This is a genomic window from Escherichia coli DSM 30083 = JCM 1649 = ATCC 11775 (assembly GCF_003697165.2).
GTDB classification, from domain to species: domain Bacteria; phylum Pseudomonadota; class Gammaproteobacteria; order Enterobacterales; family Enterobacteriaceae; genus Escherichia; species Escherichia coli.
This window is the reverse complement of record NZ_CP033092.2, coordinates 2,390,509-2,411,824: the sequence shown is the minus strand read 5'-3', so window position 1 is coordinate 2,411,824 and position 21,316 is coordinate 2,390,509. Positions and strand designations below refer to the sequence as shown.

Below are 21,316 nucleotides of genomic sequence, written 5' to 3'. Positions count from 1 at the left end.
GCCTCCGCAGAGGCCGTCAGGGTTACAGAGCTTTCAGGATTGCATCCACGCTGGCTTTGGCGTCACCAAACAGCATGTGGGTGTTTTCCTTGAAGAACAGCGGGTTTTGCACACCAGCATAGCCAGTGTTCATCGAACGTTTAAAGACAATCACGTTCTGCGCTTTCCACACTTCCAGCACAGGCATACCAGCAATCGGACTCTTCGGATCATCCTGCGCCGCCGGGTTAACCGTATCGTTAGCACCAATCACCAGTACGGTATCGGTATCAGCAAAGTCATCGTTGATCTCGTCCATTTCCAGCACGATGTCATACGGTACTTTTGCTTCAGCCAGTAATACGTTCATATGTCCAGGCAAACGCCCCGCAACCGGGTGGATACCGAAACGCACGTTAATACCACGAGCGCGCAATTTCTCAGTAATTTCAGCGACAGGATATTGCGCCTGCGCAACTGCCATGCCGTACCCCGGAGTAATGATCACTGAATGGGAGTTTTTCAGCAGTTCCGCTGTCTCTTCTGCGGTGATTTCGCGGTGCTCGCCCACTTCCTGATCATCACCAGTAGAAGAGCCGTCGGTGCCGAAACCACCCGCAATAACGCTGATAAAGGAACGGTTCATCGCCTTACACATAATGTAAGAAAGGATAGCCCCCGAAGAACCGACCAGCGCACCGGTCACAATCAGCAGGTCGTTGCTGAGCATAAAGCCCGCAGCCGCAGCCGCCCAGCCGGAGTACGAGTTCAGCATCGACACCACCACTGGCATATCTGCACCACCGATGGAGGCGACTAAATGCCAGCCGAATACCAGCGCAATGGCGGTCATTATCAGCAATGCCAGCACTTGCAGGCCGACGCTATCCGTGCGAACAAATACAATCAGTAGCAGGAAGGAAACGACCAGAGCTGCCAGGTTCATTTTGTGACGGTTTGGCAGCATCAACGGTTTAGACGAAATCTTGCCACACAGTTTGCCGAACGCCACCACCGAACCCGTAAACGTTACCGCCCCGATGAAGATACCGAGGAACACTTCCGTCAGGTGAATATTGACCAGAATCGGTGCCATTCCCGCGTCATGATGCAGATAGCTGTTAAAGCCAACCAGCACTGCCGCCAGACCCACGAAGCTATGCAGGATCGCCACCAGTTCTGGCATTTCGGTCATTTCAACTTTCTTCGCCAGACGGATACCAATTGCCCCACCAATAACCATCGCCAGCAAGATCCAGCCAACATTACCCGTATCCGGTCCAAAAATGGTTGCGATTAACGCAATCGCCATCCCGGCGATACCGAAATTGTTACCCTGGCGAGACGTTTCATGTTTCGAAAGCCCGGCCAGACTGAAGATAAACAGGATCGCGGCAACAATGTATGCAGCTGTAACTAATCCTCCAGACATATGTTACCCCTTAATTTTTGCGGAACATTTTCAGCATGCGCTGAGTCACGGTGAAGCCACCGAAAATATTAATGCTGGCTATAAGCACCGCGATAAAACTAAGGAAGCTAACCCAGCCGCCCTGGCCAATCTGCAACAGTGCTCCGACAACAATAATCCCTGAAATCGCGTTGGTGACCGACATCAACGGTGTATGCAGCGCGTGCGATACATTCCACACCACGTAATAACCGACAACGCAGGCCAGCGCGAACACAGTGAAGTGTCCAAGGAACTCTTTTGGCGCAACGCTTGCCATCCAGCCGAAAAGGATGATTGCCAACGCCATCAACGCGTATTTACGCCACGGTGAGCAGGCACATTTTTCCTCAGTTTTCACTTCCGGTGCCGCTTTTTGTGCCGCCTGCGGCTGAGCTGATACCTGAATCGGCGGTGCCGGCCAGGTAATTTCGCCCGCACGGATCACGGTCACGCCACGAATCACCACATCATCAAAATCCACAGTGATGTTGCCGTCTTTCTCTTTGCACAACAGTTTCAGCAGATTAACGAGGTTAGTGCCGTAAAGCTGTGAGGATTGCGTCGGCAGACGGCCCGGAAGATCGGTGTAACCAATTACTTTGACACCATTTTCCGTAGTGAAGATTTCACCCGGCACGGTGTATTCACAGTTGCCGCCGTTTTGGGCTGCCAGGTCGACAATCACACTGCCCGCCTTCATGGAGTCAACCATTTCACGGGTAATTAGCTTCGGCGCTGGTTTGCCTGGAATAAGCGCGGTGGTGACAATGATATCGACCTCTTTTGCCTGGGCGGCAAAGAGTTCCATTTCCGCTTTGATGAACGCGTCCGACATCACTTTGGCATAGCCATCGCCGCTGCCCGCTTCCTCTTTAAAATCCAGCTCGAGGAATTCTGCGCCCATACTTTGAACTTGTTCTTTCACTTCCGGGCGGGTGTCGAATGCACGCACAATCGCGCCGAGACTGTTTGCTGCGCCAATGGCGGCCAGACCTGCGACACCGGCACCAATCACCATCACTTTTGCCGGTGGCACTTTCCCGGCCGCAGTGATTTGTCCGGTAAAGAAGCGCCCAAATTCATGTGCCGCTTCAACAATGGCGCGATAACCGGCGATATTCGCCATCGAGCTTAGTGCGTCCAGCGATTGTGCGCGTGAGATACGCGGCACAGAGTCCATCGCCATCACGGTCACGTTACGTTCCGCAAGTTTTTGCATTAATTCCGGATTCTGCGCAGGCCAGATAAAACTCACCAGCGTTGTCCCAGGATTCAGTAACGCAATTTCATCATCTAACGGCGCATTGACCTTCAGAATGATCTCTGACTGCCAGACGCTATTCCCTTCTACAATTTCAGCGCCCGCTTGCACAAACGCTTTATCGTCAAAACTTGCCAGTTGACCCGCGCCGCTCTCTACCGCGACGGTAAAACCCAGTTTCAGCAGCTGTTCCACTGTTTTTGGCGTTGCTGCAACACGGGTTTCATTGGTTAACCGTTCTCTTGGTATGCCAATTCGCATGATATTCCCTTCCATCGGTTTTATTGATGATGGTTTGCCTGTGTCAGGAGCCACACAAGCCGCTCATGTACGAGCTAAATGTTACTCCGTTAAAATAAATTAGTAACAAACGCCCTATAACGTACTGAAAATTATGCCTGTGATCTAGCGCCAAAAATCAGTATTTCGGCGTGAACTCGCAAAATATTAACGATTCAGCCGTGATAGTGGGATAAACACCTTAGAACGCCGGATAAAGACTGATAATTGTCTTCGGCGGCCGGGTAAAACGAGACATCGCCCCGGCACAAATCACTACTTAACATTAAATTAACTTATACAATTCAGTTGCTTCAGTAGTATTGATGGTGATACGGCTGTTTTTTAAGCATAGACGGTCATTTGAGCAGAATTAAAATTGGTTTAAGGAATGTGATATGAAAAATGACGCAGACAGTTACACCGTTTAAATGCAATAATCAGCCACGTTTCTCGTTAATAACAATACCAGTACCTGGTTTGCGCAAGGCGAAGGATTATTTTTATGAAGCTTAAGAACACCCTCCTGGCGTCGGCACTGCTTTCTGCTACGGCATTCTCCGTTAACGCAGCAACAGAACTGACACCGGAGCAAGCGGCAGCGGTTAAACCTTTTGACCGTGTAGTGGTTACCGGTCGTTTTAATGCTATTGGCGAAGCGGTGAAAGCCGTTTCTCGTCGCGCAGATAAAGAAGGTGCCGCCTCTTTTTATGTTGTCGACACTTCTGATTTTGGTAACAGCGGTAACTGGCGTGTGGTCGCTGACCTCTATAAAGCCGATGCTGAAAAAGCAGAAGAAACAAGTAATCGCGTAATTAACGGTGTTGTCGAACTGCCGAAAGATCAGGCTGTTCTGATTGAACCGTTTGACACGGTCACCGTCCAGGGCTTCTATCGTAGCCAGCCAGAAGTCAATGATGCCATCACCAAAGCAGCAAAAGCGAAAGGTGCCTACTCTTTCTACATCGTTCGTCAAATCGATGCCAACCAGGGCGGCAACCAGCGTATTACTGCATTCATCTATAAAAAAGATGCTAAGAAACGTATCGTCCAGAGCCCGGATGTCATCCCGGCAGATTCCGAAGCAGGACGTGCAGCTCTGGCTGCCGGTGGCGAAGCTGCGAAGAAAGTTGAGATCCCGGGTGTTGCGACTACCGCATCACCAAGTTCTGAAGTCGGTCGCTTCTTTGAAACCCAGTCATCAAAAGGCGGGCGTTACACCGTCACGCTCCCGGATGGCACTAAAGTCGAAGAACTGAACAAAGCGACCGCAGCGATGATGGTCCCGTTCGACAGCATCAAATTCTCTGGCAACTACGGCAACATGACCGAAGTCTCCTATCAGGTTGCGAAACGTGCCGCGAAGAAAGGTGCTAAGTATTACCACATCACCCGCCAGTGGCAGGAACGTGGTAATAACCTGACCGTCAGCGCAGATCTGTATAAATAACTATTCAGTTACTCCTATAAGGCGGCTTGATGCCGCCTTTCGCATTTTTAGTCACAAATTTCCCCGCGACCATTGCATGCAGACACATCTCTTCGTAAAATCCCGCGCTTCAGTGGCAAACTCCATTTTTATGCGTTTTGCCCTAATATTTATTCTTCTTATCACGTTTTAATCACTGGATATCGATGGAAAAGAAACTGGGACTGAGCGCACTCACCGCGCTGGTATTAAGCTCAATGCTGGGCGCGGGTGTTTTCAGTCTGCCGCAAAATATGGCGGCAGTTGCCAGCCCGGCAGCACTGCTCATCGGCTGGGGTATTACTGGCGCTGGCATTTTATTGCTGGCCTTTGCCATGCTGATCCTCACGCGCATTCGTCCCGAACTTGACGGCGGTATCTTTACCTATGCCCGCGAAGGGTTTGGCGAGCTAATCGGCTTTTGTTCCGCATGGGGATACTGGCTGTGCGCAGTCATCGCCAACGTCTCCTATCTGGTGATCGTTTTTTCCGCGTTAAGCTTTTTTACGGACACGCCGGAATTGCGCCTGTTTGGCGATGGTAATACCTGGCAATCGATCGTCGGTGCATCGACTTTATTGTGGATTGTTCACTTTTTGATCCTGCGCGGGGTGCAAACCGCTGCCAGCATTAACCTGGTGGCGACACTGGCAAAACTGTTGCCGCTGGGTCTGTTTGTTGTACTGGCGATGATGATGTTCAAACTGGATACCTTCAAGCTCGACTTCACCGGACTTGCACTTGGCGTACCCGTGTGGGAACAGGTGAAAAACACCATGCTGATCACCCTGTGGGTTTTCATTGGTGTGGAAGGTGCCGTGGTTGTTTCTGCGCGTGCGCGTAATAAGCGTGATGTTGGCAAAGCGACACTGCTGGCGGTTCTCTCCGCTCTGGGCGTTTATTTGCTGGTAACGCTGCTTTCGCTGGGCGTGGTGGCACGTCCTGAACTGGCTGAAATTCGTAACCCGTCAATGGCCGGTCTGATGGTGGAAATGATGGGACCGTGGGGCGAAATCATCATCGCTGCCGGTTTGATCGTTTCCGTTTGCGGCGCGTACTTAAGCTGGACCATCATGGCAGCAGAAGTTCCGTTCCTTGCAGCCACTCATAAAGCATTCCCGCGCATTTTTGCGCGCCAGAACGCACAAGCTGCGCCATCCGCTTCACTGTGGCTGACCAACATCTGCGTGCAAATTTGTCTGGTGCTCATCTGGCTGACCGGTTCCGATTACAACACATTGCTGACCATCGCCTCAGAAATGATTCTGGTGCCCTATTTCCTGGTCGGCGCGTTCTTGCTGAAAATCGCAACCCGTCCACTGCATAAGGCGGTAGGTGTCGGTGCCTGCATTTATGGCTTATGGTTACTGTACGCCTCTGGTCCAATGCACTTGCTGTTATCCGTTGTTCTGTATGCGCCGGGGCTGCTGGTTTTCCTGTACGCGCGTAAAACGCATACACATGATAATGTACTGAACCGTCAGGAAATGGTGCTGATTGGCATGCTGTTAATTGCCTCAGTTCCGGCGACCTGGATGCTGGTGGGATAACGTTCATCCCATCGTTGGATAGCAAAGGAGATAACGATGGGTAAAACCCAGTCCTTGCCAATATTAATTACTGGCGGAGGTCGCCGCATCGGCCTCGCCCTCGCATGGCATTTCATTAATCAAAAGCAACCGGTGATTGTCAGCTATCGGACGCACTATCCCGCCATTGATGGACTGATTAAGGCAGGTGCGCAGTGTATTCAGGCTGATTTTTCGACCAACGACGGTGTGATGGCGTTTGCCGATGAAGTACTAAAAAGCACCCATGGTCTGCGTGCTATTTTGCATAACGCCAGCGCGTGGATGGCGGAAAAACCGGGAGCGCCACTGACCGATGTACTGGCTTGCATGATGCAGATCCACGTTAATACCCCATACCTGCTCAACCATGCTCTGGAAAGATTACTGCGTGGGCACGGACACGCCGCCAGCGATATCATTCACTTTACCGATTATGTGGTGGAGCGCGGTAGCGACAAACATATTGCGTATGCTGCAAGCAAAGCGGCACTGGATAATATGACCCGCTCGTTTGCCCGCAAGCTGGCACCGGAAGTGAAAGTGAATTCTATTGCGCCATCGCTGATCCTGTTTAATGAACATGATGATGCTGAATATCGACAACAGGCGCTGAATAAATCACTGATGAAAACAGCGCCTGGCGAGAAAGAAGTGATCGACCTGGTCGATTACTTACTTACCAGCTGCTTTGTCACCGGACGCAGTTTCCCTCTTGATGGCGGTCGTCATCTGCGTTAATGCAGCTTTATCCAGCATATAATCAACACCCATGCGCTTATTCCCCAGCACGCAACAGAACCAACAAAAGCAGCGGGCAAGCGCATCATTCCGGTGAAATACCATAGCGCCGCCAGGTAAACAAAATAGGGAATAATCGGCCACATACTAAAAATGATGGTTGCGCGTAAGGCTTCAATGCCGCGTTCGCTGGCAACAATATAATGCGCGATAAGCGCAAAGGTCGGGAAAAGTGGAATCAGCCCGGCGATATAATAATTTTTCGTTTTTGCTAAAACACCAATCAACAGCACTACCAGCGCACCGAGCGCGGCTTTGATTACCAGCCCCATCTTTTTACCTTAACACTTCCATAACAAGTCATCAGTAGAATACCTGATGAAACCTTGTTTAGAAACGATTGATAGTAAGTAAAAACAGTGCGGTGTATTGTGACGTTTTTATATCTACCGTGAATGTTATGAACACTATCGTATTTGTGGAAGATGATGCGGAAGTCGGTGCACTGATTGCCGCATACCTGGCAAAACATGATATGCAGGTTACCGTAGAGCCGCGCGGCGACCGGGCCGAAGAAACTATTCTGCGAGAAAATCCGGATTTGGTGTTACTCGACATCATGCTACCAGGCAAGGACGGCATGACCATTTGTCGTGATTTACGCGCAAAGTGGTCCGGACCGATTGTTCTTCTAACCTCTCTCGATAGCGATATGAACCACATCCTGGCACTGGAAATGGGCGCCTGCGACTATATTCTCAAAACGACGCCCCCTGCTGTTTTGCTAGCGCGTTTACGCTTGCATTTGCGTCAGAATGAGCAAGCCACAGTGACCAAAGGTATTCAGGAAACGTCTCTGACTCCCTACAAAGCCCTGCATTTCGGCACGTTGACCATCGATCCCATCAACCGCGTAGTCTCCCTGGCTAACACTGAAATCTCGCTCTCGACAGCTGATTTCGAATTATTGTGGGAATTAGCTACCCATGCCGGGCAAATCATGGACCGCGATGCATTGCTGAAAAATTTACGCGGCGTCAGTTATGACGGACTGGATCGTAGCGTGGACGTGGCTATTTCGCGGTTAAGAAAAAAACTGCTCGATAACGCCGCAGAACCTTATCGTATTAAAACCGTGCGTAACAAAGGCTATCTTTTTGCGCCTCATGCGTGGGAATAAGCGATGAAAAAACTGTTTATCCAGTTTTACCTGTTATTGTTTGTCTGCTTCCTTGTGATGTCTCTGCTGGTCGGGCTGGTGTACAAATTTACCGCCGAACGCGCAGGCAAACAGTCGCTGGATGATTTGATGAACAGTTCGCTGTATCTGATGCGCAGCGAATTGCGTGAGATCCCCCCACACGACTGGGGTAAGACGCTGAAAGAGATGGATTTAAATCTCTCTTTCGATCTGCGTGTCGAGCCACTGAGTAAATACCATCTTGATGATATTTCCATGCACCGGCTGCGTGGCGGCGAAATTGTCGCTCTGGACGATCAGTACACTTTTTTGCAACGTATCCCGCGCAGCCACTACGTGCTGGCAGTTGGTCCTGTTCCTTATCTTTATTACCTCCATCAGATGCGATTGCTGGATATCGCCCTGATCGCTTTTATTGCCATTTCCCTCGCCTTTCCGGTGTTTATCTGGATGCGTCCGCACTGGCAGGATATGTTAAAACTGGAAGCAGCGGCGCAACGATTTGGCGATGGGCATCTCAGTGAGCGTATCCACTTTGATGAAGGTTCGAGCTTTGAACGACTTGGCGTCGCATTTAACCAGATGGCGGACAATATCAACGCCTTGATTGCCAGCAAAAAACAGCTTATTGACGGTATCGCTCACGAACTGCGAACACCGTTAGTGCGCCTGCGTTATCGACTGGAGATGAGCGATAACCTGAGCGCCGCCGAATCCCAGGCGTTGAATCGCGATATCAGTCAACTTGAAGCTTTAATTGAAGAGCTGCTGACTTATGCCCGACTCGACCGCCCACAAAATGAGCTTCATCTTAGCGAACCAGACCTGCCGTTGTGGCTGTCAACGCATCTGGCAGATATTCAGGCAGTAACGCCCGATAAAACGGTACGGATAAAAACGCTCGCGCAAGGCCATTATGCTGCGTTGGATATGCGCTTAATGGAGCGCGTGCTGGATAATTTGCTCAATAACGCCCTGCGCTACTGTCACTCAACGGTTGAAACCAGCCTGCTACTGTCGGGGAATAGAGCGACATTAATTGTTGAGGATGATGGCCCAGGGATTGCCCCAGAAAACCGCGAACATATCTTTGAACCTTTTGTTCGCCTCGATCCCAGCCGGGATCGCTCAACCGGCGGCTGCGGGCTGGGGCTGGCCATTGTCCACTCTATAGCACTGGCAATGGGCGGTACGGTTAATTGTGACACCAGCGAACTGGGTGGTGCCCGCTTCTCGTTCAGCTGGCCGTTATGGCATAACATCCCGCAATTTACCTCTGCCTGACACTATGCGCACGGTGGTCAAGTCACCACCATTGTGCTATAAAATAAGGATGTTGTAACTAAAGTGGTTAATATTATGGCGCGTTACGATCTCGTAGACCGACTCAACACTACTTTTCGCCAGATGGAACAAGAGCTGGCTGCATTTGCCGCTCATCTTGAGCAACACAAGCTATTGGTTGCCCGCGTGTTCTCTTTGCCGGAGGTAAAAAAAGAGGATGAGCATAATCCGCTTAATCGTATTGAGGTAAAACAACATCTCGGCAACGACGCGCAATCGCTGGCGTTGCGTCATTTTCGCCATTTATTTATTCAACAACAGTCCGAAAATCGCAGCAGCAAGGCCGCTGTCCGTCTGCCTGGCGTGTTGTGTTACCAGGTCGATAACTTTTCGCAAGCAGCGTTAGTCAGTCATATTCAGCACATCAATAAACTCAAGACCACGTTCGAGCATATCGTCACGGTTGAATCAGAACTCCCCTCCGCGGCACGTTTTGAATGGGTGCATCGTCATTTGCCGGGGCTGATTACACTTAATGCTTACCGCACGCTCACCGTTCTGCACGACCCCGCCACTTTACGTTTTGGCTGGGCTAATAAACATATCATTAAAAATTTGCATCGTGATGAAGTCCTGGCACAGCTGGAAAAAAGCCTGAAATCACCACGCAGTGTCGCACCGTGGACGCGCGAGGAGTGGCAAAGAAAACTGGAGCGAGAATATCAGGATATCGCTGCCCTGCCACAGAACGCGAAGTTAAAAATCAAACGTCCGGTGAAGGTGCAGCCGATTGCCCGCGTCTGGTACAAAGGAGATCAAAAACAAGTACAACACGCCTGCCCTACGCCGCTGATTGCACTGATTAATAGGGATAATGGCGCGGGCGTGCCGGACGTTGGTGAGTTGTTAAATTACGATGCCGACAATGTGCAGCACCGTTATAAACCACAGGCGCAGCCGCTTCGTTTAATCATTCCACGGCTGCACCTGTATGTTGCAGATTAACCCCCGGCTTTCATACTGCCGACCATCTGTTCTGGCCGTACCCAGCGGTCAAACTCGGCTTCGCTAAGATACCCCAGCGCAAGGGCCGCAGCTTTTAAGGTCAGCCCTTCTTTATGCGCTTTTTTGGCGATCTCGGCGGCTTTGTCATAACCAATGTGGGTGTTAAGCGCAGTCACCAGCATCAGCGATTCATTGAGTAATTGATTGATTCGCTCACGATTCGGTTCAATGCCCACTGCGCAGTGTTTGTTGAAACTTTCCATGCCATCTGCCAGCAAGCGCACCGATTGCAGGAAATTATGGATCACCATCGGACGGAAGACGTTCAGTTCAAAGTTACCGGAAGCGCCACCCATGTTGATCGCCACGTCGTTCCCCATCACCTGACAGCAGAGCATGGTTAATGCTTCGCACTGCGTCGGGTTCACTTTCCCTGGCATGATTGAGCTGCCCGGCTCATTTTCCGGGATTGAGATTTCACCAATTCCGCAGCGCGGGCCAGAGGCCAGCCAGCGGACATCATTGGCAATTTTCATCAGTGACGCAGCCAACCCTTTCAATGCGCCGTGCGCCTGAACCAGGGCATCACAGGTCGCCAGCGCTTCAAATTTGTTCGGCGCGGTAACAAACGGTGCACAGGTAATGACTGCCAGTTCATCTGCTACGCGACGCGCATATTCCGGATGGGTATTTAGTTCAGTACCCACCGCTGTACCGCCCAGAGCCAGTTCCGCTACGTGAGGCAGGCTGTATTCGATATGTTTGAGATTATGCTCCAGCATCGCTACCCAGCCGGAAATCTCCTGCCCCAGCGTTAACGGCGTGGCGTCCTGCAAGTGGGTACGACCGATTTTGACGATATCGGCAAATGCGCGGGATTTTTCACTCAGCGTCTGGGTCAGGGTTTTAAGTTGTGGAATGAGTTGCTTGCGCAGCGCCAGCAGCGCCGCAACGTGCATCGCCGTCGGAAAGACATCGTTGGAACTTTGGCTTTTGTTCACGTCGTCGTTAGGGTGAACTTTACGTTCCATCCCGCGCACGCCGCCGAGTAATTCACTGGCCCGGTTAGCCAGCACTTCGTTCATGTTCATGTTACTTTGCGTGCCGGAGCCGGTCTGCCAGATAGCCAGCGGGAATTCGTCGTCATGCTGTCCTGCCAGTACTTCATCCGCCGCCTGCCGAATGGCGCTCGCTTTCTCTTCAGACAACAAGCCTAAATCTTCATTAACTTTTGCCGCTGCGCGCTTGGTTAGCGCCAGCGCATGAATCAGTGAGGTGGGCATTTTCTCCGTCGAAATGCGGAAATGCTCCAGCGAGCGTTGAGTTTGTGCGCCCCACAGCTTATCTGCCGGGACATCAATCGCTCCCATCGAATCTTTTTCGCTGCGTACTGTATTCATGGCCTGCTCCTCACCTGATTAATTTTTTCTTTCTGTTTTGCTTTCGTTAAGCAACTTTTAGCTCACTCATTATTTACCATTTGATAACAAACGTTTGGTCTTTCGTGCCATGTAAAAAAACCGCCCCGAAGGGCGGCTCTGTTTATTTCACACAGCGGGTGCATTGTGTGAGTTGTATCTGCTGGAAGAAGTCATTTCCTTTATCATCCACAAGGATAAACGCCGGGAAATCTTCCACTTCAATTTTCCAGATGGCTTCCATTCCTAGTTCCGGATATTCAACACATTCCAGGCTCTTAATACTTCCCTGCGCCAATACAGCTGCCGGACCACCGATACTGCCGAGGTAGAAGCCGCCGTGTTTTTTACAGGCATCCGTCACCTGCTGGCTGCGGTTGCCTTTCGCCAGCATGATCATACTTCCGCCCTGCGCTTGCAGTTGATCGACATAAGAATCCATCCGTCCGGCGGTCGTTGGGCCAAGAGAACCGGAGGCATAACCTTCCGGCGTTTTGGCCGGACCCGCGTAGTAAATCGGATGATCTTTAATGTACTGCGGCAGCCCTTCACCGTTATCCATCCGCTCTTTCAGTTTGGCGTGAGCAATATCACGACCGACGATAATCGTGCCGTTAAGCGATAAGCGTGTAGAAACGGGATACTGCGACAACTGTGCGAGGATCTCTTTCATCGGACGGTTGAGGTCAACGCGCACCGCTTCGCCTTCTCCTGCTTTGCGCAGCTCTTCCGGGATATATTTGCCTGGATTATGTTCCAGTTTTTCGATCCAGATCCCCTGACGGTTGATCTTCGCTTTGATATTACGGTCAGCAGAACAGGAGACGCCCATACCGACCGGGCAGGATGCGCCGTGACGTGGCAGGCGAATCACGCGGATGTCATGAGCGAAGTATTTACCACCAAACTGCGCACCCAGACCAAGATTTTGCGCTTCGATCAGCAATTCTTTTTCCAGTTCCACATCGCGGAACGCCTGACCGTGCTCATTCCCTTCCGTTGGCAGTTCATCATAGTATTTAGCGGAAGCGAGTTTCACCGTTTTAAGATTCGTTTCTGCAGAAGTTCCACCAATAACGAACGCAATATGATACGGAGGACAGGCCGCCGTACCCAGCGTGCGCATCTTCTCAACCAGGTAATTTTTCAGTTTTCCCGGCGTCAGTAACGCTTTGGTTTCCTGATAGAGATACGTCTTGTTTGCCGAACCGCCACCTTTGGCGATACAGAGGAATTTGTACTCGTCGCCATCAACGGCATAAAGATCGATCTGCGCTGGCAAGTTGGTGCCGGTATTCACCTCTTTATACATATCCAGCGGCGCGTTTTGCGAGTAGCGCAGATTATCCTCGATATAAGTGTTATAAACACCGCGCGCCAGCGCTGCTTCATCACCGCCACCGGTCCATACACGCTGCCCTTTTTTACCAACAATAATCGCGGTGCCGGTATCCTGACAGGTTGGCAGAACGCCTTTTGCCGCGATGTCGGAGTTACGCAGAAATTGCAGCGCCACATATTTATCATTTTCGCTGGCCTCCGGGTCACGCAGAATGTCGGCCACCTGTTGTTGGTGAGCCGGACGCAGCATAAATGACGCATCATGAAACGCCTGACGCGCCAACAGAGTTAACGCTTCGGGTGCGACTTTCAAAATCTCCTGCCCTTCAAATTCAGATACGCTAACGTGTTCGCTGGTTAGCAGGTAATACTCAGTATCATCTTTTTTGAGTGGAAAAGGAGCCTGATAATGAAAGGGTTTGTTTGACATTGTTCTCTCACTTACTGCCTGGTTTGGTTATGCTCTGGGCGGGTGTTCCGTTGCCCTGTTAAAAGCGAGTAACAATATCCTACACACTTTTTTAACAAAAACTGAGACTAGTACGACTTTTTGCGGCTCCAGGTTACTTCCCGTAGGATTCTTGCTTTAATAGCGGGATTAATTTCCACATTAAAACAGGGATTGATCATGCAAAAACTCATTAACTCAGTGCAAAACTATGCCTGGGGCAGCAAAACGGCGTTGACTGAACTTTATGGTATGGAAAATCCGTCCAGCCAGCCGATGGCCGAGTTGTGGATGGGCGCGCATCCAAAGAGCAGTTCACGTGTGCACGATGCCACAGGAGATATCGTTTCACTGCGTGATGTGATTGAGAGTGATAAAGCGACTCTTTTGGGAGATGCCGTTGCCAAACGCTTTGGCGAGTTGCCTTTCCTGTTCAAAGTATTATGCGCAGCCCAGCCGCTCTCTATTCAGGTTCATCCAAACAAACGCAATTCTGAAATCGGTTTTGCCAAAGAAAATGCTGCAGGTATTCCGATGGATGCCGCTGAGCGTAACTATAAAGATCCTAATCACAAGCCTGAGCTGGTTTTCGCCCTGACCCCTTTCCTCGCGATGAACGCGTTTCGTGAGTTTTCCGAGATTGTCTCCCTGCTCCAGCCGGTCGCAGGTGCACATCCGGCGATTGCTCACTTTTTACAACAGCCTGATGCCGAACGTTTAAGCGAACTGTTCGCCAGCCTGTTGAATATGCAGGGTGAAGAAAAATCCCGCGCGCTGGCGATTTTAAAATCGGCCCTCGACAGCCAGCAGGGTGAACCATGGCAAACGATTCGTTTAATTTCTGAATTTTACCCGGAAGACAGCGGTCTGTTCTCCCCGCTGTTGCTGAATGTGGTGAAATTGAATCCTGGCGAAGCGATGTTCCTGTTCGCTGAAACACCGCACGCTTACCTGCAAGGCGTGGCGCTGGAAGTGATGGCGAACTCCGATAACGTGCTGCGTGCAGGTCTGACGCCTAAATACATTGATATTCCGGAACTGGTTGCCAACGTGAAGTTCGAAGCCAAACCGGCTAACCAGTTGTTGACCCAGCCGGTGAAACAAGGTGCAGAACTGGACTTCCCGATTCCTGTGGATGATTTTGCCTTCTCGTTGCATGACCTTAGTGATAAAGAAACCACCATCAGCCAGCAGAGTGCCGCCATTTTGTTCTGCGTCGAAGGCGATGCAACGCTGTGTAAAGGTTCTCAGCAGTTACAGCTTAAACCGGGTGAATCAGCGTTTATTGCCGCCAACGAATCACCGGTGACTGTCAAAGGCCACGGCCGTTTAGCGCGTGTTTACAACAAGCTGTAAGAGCTTACTGAAAAAATTAACATCTCTTGCTAAGCTTATTAAAGGCTTATAACACCTTCAGGCGGCCAGTCCGCCTGATTTCATTTTATGGATAATCATTATGAATAAATCGCTGGTAGCGGTAGGCGTCATTGTTGCGCTAGGCGTAGTCTTGACAGGCGGCGCATGGTATACAGGCAAGAAGATTGAAACCCATCTCGAAGACATGGTCGCGCAGGCGAACGCGCAACTCAAACTGACAGCTCCTGAATCCAACCTGGAAGTCAGTTATCAAAACTATCATCGCGGCGTATTCAGCAGCCAGTTGCAACTGTTGGTGAAACCCATTGCCGGAAAAGTAAATCCGTGGATTAAAAGCGGTCAGAGCGTCATCTTCAACGAATCGGTTGATCATGGTCCCTTCCCGCTTGCCCAGCTTAAAAAACTGAACCTGATCCCGTCGATGGCATCAATTCAAACCACGCTGGTTAATAACGAAGTAAGCAAACCACTGTTTGATATGGCAAAAGGTGAAACGCCTTTTGAGATTAACTCCCGCATTGGTTACAGCGGAGATTCCAGTTCCGACATTTCGCTCAAGCCACTGAATTACGAGCAAAAGGATGAAAAAGTCGCCTTTAGCGGCGGCGAGTTCCAGTTAAATGCAGACAGAGACGGCAAAGCTATCTCCCTTTCCGGGGAGGCGCAAAGTGGTCGGATAGACGCGGTTAACGAATACAACCAGAAAGTGCAGTTAACCTTTAATAATCTGAAAACCGACGGTTCCAGCACGCTGGCAAGTTTTGGTGAGCGCGTAGGAAACCAAAAACTGTCGCTGGAAAAAATGACCATTTCAGTGGAGGGCAAAGAACTGGCACTGCTGGAAGGCATGGAGATCAGCGGTAAATCGGATCTGGTCAATGACGGTAAAACGGTCAATAGCCAACTGGATTACTCGCTAAACAGCCTGAAGGTACAGAATCAGGATCTGGGCAGTGGCAAGCTGACTTTAAAAGTCGGCCAAATTGATGGCGAAGCCTGGCATCAGTTTAGCCAGCAATATAACGCACAAACTCAGGCGCTGCTGGCACAGCCAGAAATTGCCAACAATCCCGAACTTTATCAGGAGAAAGTGACGGAAGCCTTCTTTAGCGCTCTGCCGCTGATGCTGAAAGGCGATCCGGTGATTACTATCGCGCCGCTAAGCTGGAAAAACAGTCAGGGTGAAAGTGCGCTGAATCTGTCGCTGTTCCTGAAAGATCCGGCAACGACTAAAGAAGCGCCGCAAACGCTGGCGCAGGAAGTGGACCGCTCGGTTAAATCTCTGGATGCGAAACTGACCATTCCGGTGGATATGGCAACTGAGTTGATGACTCAGGTAGCGAAGCTGGAAGGTTATCAGGAAGATCAAGCGAAAAAACTGGCGAAACAGCAAGTTGAAGGTGCATCAGCAATGGGGCAGATGTTCCGTCTGACCACCTTGCAGGACAATACCATCACCACCAGCCTGCAATATGCTAACGGTCAGATAACGTTAAACGGGCAGAAAATGCCACTGGAAGATTTCGTGGGTATGTTTGCGATGCCGGCATTAAACGTTCCGGCTGTACCCGCTATTCCGCAGCAGTAATTCACAGCCAAAACGCCGGAGATTTTTCTCTCCGGCGTTTTTTCTTACTTCAGCATAAAGTCATACTGAATACTCATTTTCACATCCCAGTAATTCAGGCGATCGCCCAGCGTACTGCCATCGCGCTTTTCCCGCCCTTTATCGGCAGCAAGAAAGAAATTCATCCCTTGTAACGGCCCTTCGCTGACCCGATAGTTCATACCCCCTAAGATACCCGCGCCTTCAATCCGCACATCTCGTTTACTGGATTCATAGCCGCGGGTCACAATCGGTGCAAATGTCAGCGTAAATTGCGGAGTTAAACGATAGTTGACGCCCAATTGCCAGGACTGCATTCCTTCACGGTTACGATCAAGACTTAATGAAAAGGGATAGCCAATGTCGGTATCCACCACGGCACCATTCATTGCATGGCGCAAATAACCACCACTGCCAAATACGCTTCCCCACGGCGCATTCCAGGTCAATTGTCCACTAACTAACGCCGTTTCATTGGGCTGGCTGGTATTACGACTTAAACCTTCAAGTTGCGCGTAAAAGCCGAGCAACTCCCCTTTCAACGTATAATTCGGGTCAAGCGGTATGCTTTTCTCGAGAATACTTTGTATCTGATTGGAAACATCTTTCTGTACCGATGCCCCCAGAGAATAGCGACTGGTATCATCATGCCAACTGGCGGCTAAAAAAGAACGTGCGCGATGTTTATCGTATTTTCCCGTCTGGCTGTTATAAACCCCTTCATCACGAATACCGGTTGTTGAATCGGTCCATAAAAATACTCGTGAACGCCACATTCCCCACAGATCAATATTTGGCGTTAAAGCCCAATAACCTAATGCTCCTTCAGAAACAGTCGGTAATGTACGTTGCGAACTGCCAGCCATTAACGGAATACGATAAGGTAAGCTACCATAACTATAATCCGTCCCGAAGCGACCTAATTTTAGCAGGCTATTTTCACTGGGTTTTATTTTTACTGTCCCCAGGGCAAAGCCAAAACTTTTATCACCATCAAGATACCACCGGGTACTCATATCAGCACGAGCACCTAATTTATAAACATAATACGCCCCGCCTTCAACGCCAATAATATTGGAATAATAACCACTATTGAAATCGAGCAATCCTCCCTGTACCCATGCGTAAATATCTCTTCCCGTGCCAGCACTGGGCTTATCAGCCCTGCGTAATTCGTTTTTCAGTCTGATGCGTAGTCCCGCTTCATCGTCAGCCGGTTGCGCCGCGTAAGCAGAGGTAAGGCCAGAGGCAGCCGTCAGGCAAATAACGGCCATGGCCACTATTTTTCTCATAGTTGCACCTTTGATGTTCTGATTATTTTTATTGAATATTAACTAGTGATATCGTTGATTAATTGCTGCTGAACTTTTTTACGATTATCAATTTCAACAACGATTTCTTTGAATTTTTTATCCGTGAGCGGATAAAACCAGATAATGACGAATGCCAGTAGCATAAATCCGCAAGGTACTAAGGCAATTGATGTGCGGATGCCCATAATAACTTCCGGCGTTTGCGCCTGATTGGCGATATATCCGCTTAATCCCAAAATAAAGGCAGGAATTGAACCTCCGATTGCCTGACCGCATTTACGGGTAAATGAGAATAGTGAATAGGTGAGCCCTTCAATTCGCACGCCGGTCAGGTATTCACCGTATTCTACGGTATCAGCTTCCAGTGCCCACATCACGGTCATGGTAACGCCCTGGCCAATTGATGCGATGGCCAACGCAACCAACGCCACCGGCAGTGACCAGACGGAAACCCAGAAGAACAGCAGATAACCGCAGGTTCCCAGCAAAGCGCCAATCAGGAAGGTATTCTTTTTACCGATCCTCGCGACCATCCCCGGCACCAGCGGTGCCGATGCCACAGTACCGACCAGGTTTTGCACCAGTACCAGCACAGTGAACAGCCCGGTATCATTTAACACATAGCGCACGTAGAACAACGACGAGGCGCTGACCGCGAAGGTCGAAATCAGCACACACAGCGCACCGATGCACAACATAAACAGCGGGCGATTCCGTTTCAGGGTTTGCAGACTGATCTTCAATGACGGCTGCGCCACGATACGTACCACATTCTCACGCGTCGATTTGAAGCAGATGAAGTAAAGCACCATTCCGGCAATCGCCAGCACAATTGTCCAGAAATGATATACCGACACCATCTCTTCCGGGCTGGAGTTCTTAATGCTCGGTCCTATCAGAAATGCCAGGCAGACAAAAGTCAATGAAGCGGCAATCCCGCGAGCCGCGCCCAGACGGGCGCGGGATTGTGGTTGTTGGGTCATCGCGGTAGCAAGTGAACCATAAGGAATATTCACCAGGCTGTAGCAAAGCCCGAGTCCCATGTAGGTCAAATATGCATACACAACTTTGCTGCTATGGCTCCAGTCGGTCGGCACCCAGAATACCAGCACGCTGAAGATCATTAACGGCGCAGTACCGAAGAGTAAAAACGGGCGGAATTTTCCCCATCGGGTATTCACACTGTCCACCACTCGTCCGGCAAAGACATCGGCGAAGGCATCGAATACCCGCACCAGTAACAGCATGGTGCCCGCCGCAGCGGCACCGACGCCAGCGACGTCGGTGTAGTAACTCAACAGGAAGAGCGCCCCCATTGCGAAGGCGAAGTTATTGGCGACGTCACCGAGGCTGTAGCCGACGATGGCGCGCCAGGAGAGTTGTTGATTCATTGTTTGCCTCCCTGCTGCGGTTTTTCACCGAAGTTCATGCCGGTCCAGCGTTTTTGCAGCAGAAAAGCCGCAGACTTCGGTTTGCGGTCGCGAGTGAAGATCCCTTTCTTGTTACCGCCAACGCGCAATATGCCTTGCGAGGTCGCAAAATCGGCGAAATTCCATACCTGCTCACCGACGACAGCGCTGACGCGATCAAAGACGCGGTGATACATATCCAGCCAGGCGCACTGATACTCTTCACTCCACATGTCGGTGTACATTGAGTGCAGGCCGGCTAACGTATCCACGCCGTATTCGGTGATGATAATCGGCTGATGCAGTTTCTCCTGCCAGGCCAGAAGTTCTTTTTCCAGTACCTTCTCTGCCGTTTCCAAATCGCCGCTTTGGACATACCAACCGTAATAACGGTTCAGGCACAGCACATCAAAGAGATCGCTGATGGTATCGGTGTGAGCGTCGCAGAACATTACATTGACACAGGTGATCGGACGCGTCGGGTCGAGTTTACGCGTTGCTTCCGCCAGTGGCGCAAAATATTCCCGTGCACCTTGCGGACGGGTATCCGGTTCGTTGGCAATACTCCACATCACCACGCTTGGGTGGTTTTTGTCACGCGCAATCAGCTCTTTAATCGCCTGTAAGTGCGCCTGCTGGGTTTCCCCGTTGACTGCCTCTTCGCTGTACAGTTCTTTCGGCTTGTTGCCCGCTTCGAAACCAATGCCTAAAGAGAGGTTAAAGCCGACAGCTGCAGTTTCATCAATCACCACGATGCCATGTTCATCTGCCCAGTCGAGCATCTCTTCAGCGTAAGGGTAATGCGAGGTACGGTAGGAGTTGGCCCCAATCCAGTCCATTAGTGCGTGATCGTGCACCATCAGCACGTTATCGAATCCTTTGCCGCGCAAATCCGCATCTTCATGACGACCAAAGCCAGTAAAGTAGAACGGTTTGTGGTTGATCAGGAACTGTTCGCCCTTCACTGCCACTGACCGGATACCGACGCGCAGCAGGTAGATATCACACTCTGTCTGGCTTTTGGCTGTGACGCACAGTTCATAGAGATAACCTTCACCCGGTTGCCAGAGGTGCGGATTCACTACTTGCAAAGTCCCGCTGGTGCCTTGTCCAGTTGCAACCACCTGTTGATCCGCATCACGCAGTTCAACGCTGACATCACCATTTGCCCCCACCTGCCAGTCAACAGATGCGTGGTTACAGTCTTGCGCGACATGCGTCACCACGGTGATATCGTCCACCCAGGTATTCGGCGTGGTGTAGAGCATTACGCTGCGATGGATCCCGGCGTAGTTAAAGAAATCATGAAAGTAAGACTGCTTTTTCTTGCCGTTTTCGTCGGTAATCACCATTCCCGGCGGGATAGTCTGCCAGTTCAGTTCGTTGTTCACACAAACAGTGATACGTACACTTTTCCCGGCAATAACATACGGAGTGACATCGGCTTCAAATGGCGTATAGCCGCCCTGATGCTCCATCACTTCCTGATTATTTACCCACACTTTGCCGTAATGAGTGACCGCATCGAAACGCAGTACAATACGCTGGCCCGCCCAACCTTTCGGTATAAAGACTTCGCGCTGATACCAGACGTTGCCCACATAATTACGAATATCTGCATCGGCGAACTGATCGTTAAAACTGCCCGGCACAGCAATTGCCCGGCTTTCTTGTAACGCGCTTTCCCACCAACGCTGATCAATTCCACAGTTTTCGCGATCCAGACTGAATGCCCACAGGCCGTCGAGTTTTTTGATTTCACGGGTTGGGGTTTCTACAGGACGTAACATAAGGGACTCCTCATTAAGATAAAAATACTGGTCAACCTTTAATCTGATTAGTTAACCAATTCTGTGTTGCACACAGTTATCTGTGAGAAACCCATGGAAGAGAAATGGAAATAAAAAGAACTGACACCGCGATCAAAAAACCAAAAACTGCAATACCCACAGCGTGATATTGATCGCATTAATCTTTAAAACAGCGTTGACAGAAGCCACAAAATAAGCAATCGAACGTTCGTTCGAACATATTGGGAGCGATAAACCCTCATGATATATTGCTACGATGAATATTTAGGTGGGATTCTCCGATCCCTGGGAGGATGATTTTTGCACAGAGAAATTACGATATGAAACGCGGGCTCAGTTGTCACCAGCCCGCGG

General features: G+C 50.4%; 16 protein-coding genes. 8 read left to right on the top strand and 8 right to left on the bottom strand.

The window, feature by feature from the left end:
- Nucleotides 1-22: 22 nt before the first annotated feature.
- On the bottom strand, nucleotides 23-1,411 hold the full coding sequence (gene pntB, locus EAS44_RS12740) for a Re/Si-specific NAD(P)(+) transhydrogenase subunit beta (protein ID WP_000014036.1): 1,389 nt from the start codon (nucleotides 1,409-1,411) through the stop codon (nucleotides 23-25).
- A 10-nt stretch (nucleotides 1,412-1,421) separates the two neighbouring features.
- Nucleotides 1,422-2,954, bottom strand: coding sequence for a Re/Si-specific NAD(P)(+) transhydrogenase subunit alpha (gene pntA, locus EAS44_RS12735; RefSeq protein ID WP_001298661.1), 1,533 nt, complete (start codon nucleotides 2,952-2,954; stop codon nucleotides 1,422-1,424).
- 523 nt (nucleotides 2,955-3,477) lie between these two features.
- On the opposite strand from pntA, the gene ydgH reads away from it, so the two are divergent.
- From ydgH to folM, 3 genes are all read left to right on the top strand, one after another.
- Nucleotides 3,478-4,422, top strand: coding sequence for a DUF1471 family protein YdgH (gene ydgH / locus EAS44_RS12730; RefSeq protein WP_000769322.1), 945 nt, complete (start codon nucleotides 3,478-3,480; stop codon nucleotides 4,420-4,422).
- A 185-nt stretch (nucleotides 4,423-4,607) separates the two neighbouring features.
- Nucleotides 4,608-5,990 (top strand): amino acid permease, encoded by a 1,383-nt coding sequence (gene ydgI, locus EAS44_RS12725; protein WP_000412387.1) that lies wholly within the window; start codon nucleotides 4,608-4,610, stop codon nucleotides 5,988-5,990.
- A gap of 36 nt (nucleotides 5,991-6,026) precedes the next feature.
- Nucleotides 6,027-6,749, top strand: coding sequence for a dihydromonapterin reductase (gene folM / locus EAS44_RS12720; protein WP_000520811.1), 723 nt, complete (start codon nucleotides 6,027-6,029; stop codon nucleotides 6,747-6,749).
- Here the strand turns inward: folM and ydgC are convergent.
- A complete protein-coding gene (gene ydgC / locus EAS44_RS12715; protein ID WP_000524859.1) occupies nucleotides 6,746-7,081 on the bottom strand; it encodes a GlpM family protein in 336 nt (111 codons plus the stop codon). The two genes, folM and ydgC, sit on opposite strands and share 4 nt — an antisense overlap.
- Nucleotides 7,082-7,209: 128 nt before the next feature.
- Here ydgC and rstA point away from each other — a divergent pair, with 128 nt between their 5' ends.
- From rstA to tus, 3 genes are all read left to right on the top strand, one after another.
- Nucleotides 7,210-7,929 (top strand): two-component system response regulator RstA, encoded by a 720-nt coding sequence (gene rstA, locus EAS44_RS12710; protein WP_001296091.1) that lies wholly within the window; start codon nucleotides 7,210-7,212, stop codon nucleotides 7,927-7,929.
- A 3-nt stretch (nucleotides 7,930-7,932) separates the two neighbouring features.
- A complete protein-coding gene (gene rstB / locus EAS44_RS12705) occupies nucleotides 7,933-9,234 on the top strand; it encodes a two-component system sensor histidine kinase RstB (RefSeq protein ID WP_000732519.1) in 1,302 nt (433 codons plus the stop codon).
- A 75-nt stretch (nucleotides 9,235-9,309) separates the two neighbouring features.
- Nucleotides 9,310-10,239 carry a DNA replication terminus site-binding protein gene (gene tus, locus EAS44_RS12700; protein WP_001332131.1) on the top strand — a complete coding sequence of 310 codons (930 nt, stop codon included), beginning with the start codon at nucleotides 9,310-9,312 and terminating at the stop codon, nucleotides 10,237-10,239.
- Here tus and fumC read toward each other — a convergent pair.
- Entirely contained in the window at nucleotides 10,236-11,639 is a 1,404-nt protein-coding gene (gene fumC, locus EAS44_RS12695) for a class II fumarate hydratase (RefSeq protein WP_001099093.1), read from the bottom strand. The two genes, tus and fumC, sit on opposite strands and share 4 nt — an antisense overlap.
- Before the next feature lie 142 nt (nucleotides 11,640-11,781).
- A complete protein-coding gene (gene fumB / locus EAS44_RS12690; protein WP_000066639.1) occupies nucleotides 11,782-13,428 on the bottom strand; it encodes a class I fumarate hydratase in 1,647 nt (548 codons plus the stop codon).
- Nucleotides 13,429-13,626: 198 nt separating this feature from the next.
- Between fumB and manA the strand changes: the two genes are divergently transcribed.
- Both manA and ydgA read left to right on the top strand, forming a co-directional pair.
- The gene (gene manA, locus EAS44_RS12685; protein ID WP_001170646.1) at nucleotides 13,627-14,802 is read left to right on the top strand and encodes a mannose-6-phosphate isomerase; all 1,176 of its coding nucleotides are present in this window, start codon (nucleotides 13,627-13,629) and stop codon (nucleotides 14,800-14,802) included.
- Between the two features lie 100 nt (nucleotides 14,803-14,902).
- Complete coding sequence (gene ydgA / locus EAS44_RS12680) at nucleotides 14,903-16,411, top strand: YdgA family protein (RefSeq protein WP_001043317.1); 1,509 nt, start codon at nucleotides 14,903-14,905, stop codon at nucleotides 16,409-16,411.
- Nucleotides 16,412-16,455: 44 nt separating this feature from the next.
- On the opposite strand, the gene uidC is transcribed toward ydgA, so the two are convergent.
- The 3 genes from uidC to uidA are packed head-to-tail and all read right to left on the bottom strand — an operon-like array spanning nucleotide 16,456 to nucleotide 20,941.
- On the bottom strand, nucleotides 16,456-17,721 hold the full coding sequence (gene uidC / locus EAS44_RS12675; RefSeq protein ID WP_001227066.1) for a glucuronide uptake porin UidC: 1,266 nt from the start codon (nucleotides 17,719-17,721) through the stop codon (nucleotides 16,456-16,458).
- Nucleotides 17,722-17,759: 38 nt separating this feature from the next.
- Nucleotides 17,760-19,133 (bottom strand): glucuronide transporter, encoded by a 1,374-nt coding sequence (uidB, locus tag EAS44_RS12670; RefSeq protein ID WP_001075831.1) that lies wholly within the window; start codon nucleotides 19,131-19,133, stop codon nucleotides 17,760-17,762.
- A complete protein-coding gene (gene uidA / locus EAS44_RS12665; RefSeq protein WP_000945903.1) occupies nucleotides 19,130-20,941 on the bottom strand; it encodes a beta-glucuronidase in 1,812 nt (603 codons plus the stop codon). The genes uidB and uidA overlap by 4 nt, the downstream gene beginning before the upstream one ends.
- Nucleotides 20,942-21,316: the final 375 nt, after the last annotated feature.

Coding starts and splice junctions, on each gene's coding strand:
- pntB (WP_000014036.1), bottom strand. CDS start 1,411: ATGTCTGGAGGATTAGTTACAGCTGCATACATTGTTGCCGCGATCCTG.
- pntA (WP_001298661.1), bottom strand. CDS start 2,954: ATGCGAATTGGCATACCAAGAGAACGGTTAACCAATGAAACCCGTGTT.
- ydgH (WP_000769322.1), top strand. CDS start 3,478: ATGAAGCTTAAGAACACCCTCCTGGCGTCGGCACTGCTTTCTGCTACG.
- ydgI (WP_000412387.1), top strand. CDS start 4,608: ATGGAAAAGAAACTGGGACTGAGCGCACTCACCGCGCTGGTATTAAGC.
- folM (WP_000520811.1), top strand. CDS start 6,027: ATGGGTAAAACCCAGTCCTTGCCAATATTAATTACTGGCGGAGGTCGC.
- ydgC (WP_000524859.1), bottom strand. CDS start 7,081: ATGGGGCTGGTAATCAAAGCCGCGCTCGGTGCGCTGGTAGTGCTGTTG.
- rstA (WP_001296091.1), top strand. CDS start 7,210: ATGAACACTATCGTATTTGTGGAAGATGATGCGGAAGTCGGTGCACTG.
- rstB (WP_000732519.1), top strand. CDS start 7,933: ATGAAAAAACTGTTTATCCAGTTTTACCTGTTATTGTTTGTCTGCTTC.
- tus (WP_001332131.1), top strand. CDS start 9,310: ATGGCGCGTTACGATCTCGTAGACCGACTCAACACTACTTTTCGCCAG.
- fumC (WP_001099093.1), bottom strand. CDS start 11,639: ATGAATACAGTACGCAGCGAAAAAGATTCGATGGGAGCGATTGATGTC.
- fumB (WP_000066639.1), bottom strand. CDS start 13,428: ATGTCAAACAAACCCTTTCATTATCAGGCTCCTTTTCCACTCAAAAAA.
- manA (WP_001170646.1), top strand. CDS start 13,627: ATGCAAAAACTCATTAACTCAGTGCAAAACTATGCCTGGGGCAGCAAA.
- ydgA (WP_001043317.1), top strand. CDS start 14,903: ATGAATAAATCGCTGGTAGCGGTAGGCGTCATTGTTGCGCTAGGCGTA.
- uidC (WP_001227066.1), bottom strand. CDS start 17,721: ATGAGAAAAATAGTGGCCATGGCCGTTATTTGCCTGACGGCTGCCTCT.
- uidB (WP_001075831.1), bottom strand. CDS start 19,133: ATGAATCAACAACTCTCCTGGCGCGCCATCGTCGGCTACAGCCTCGGT.
- uidA (WP_000945903.1), bottom strand. CDS start 20,941: ATGTTACGTCCTGTAGAAACCCCAACCCGTGAAATCAAAAAACTCGAC.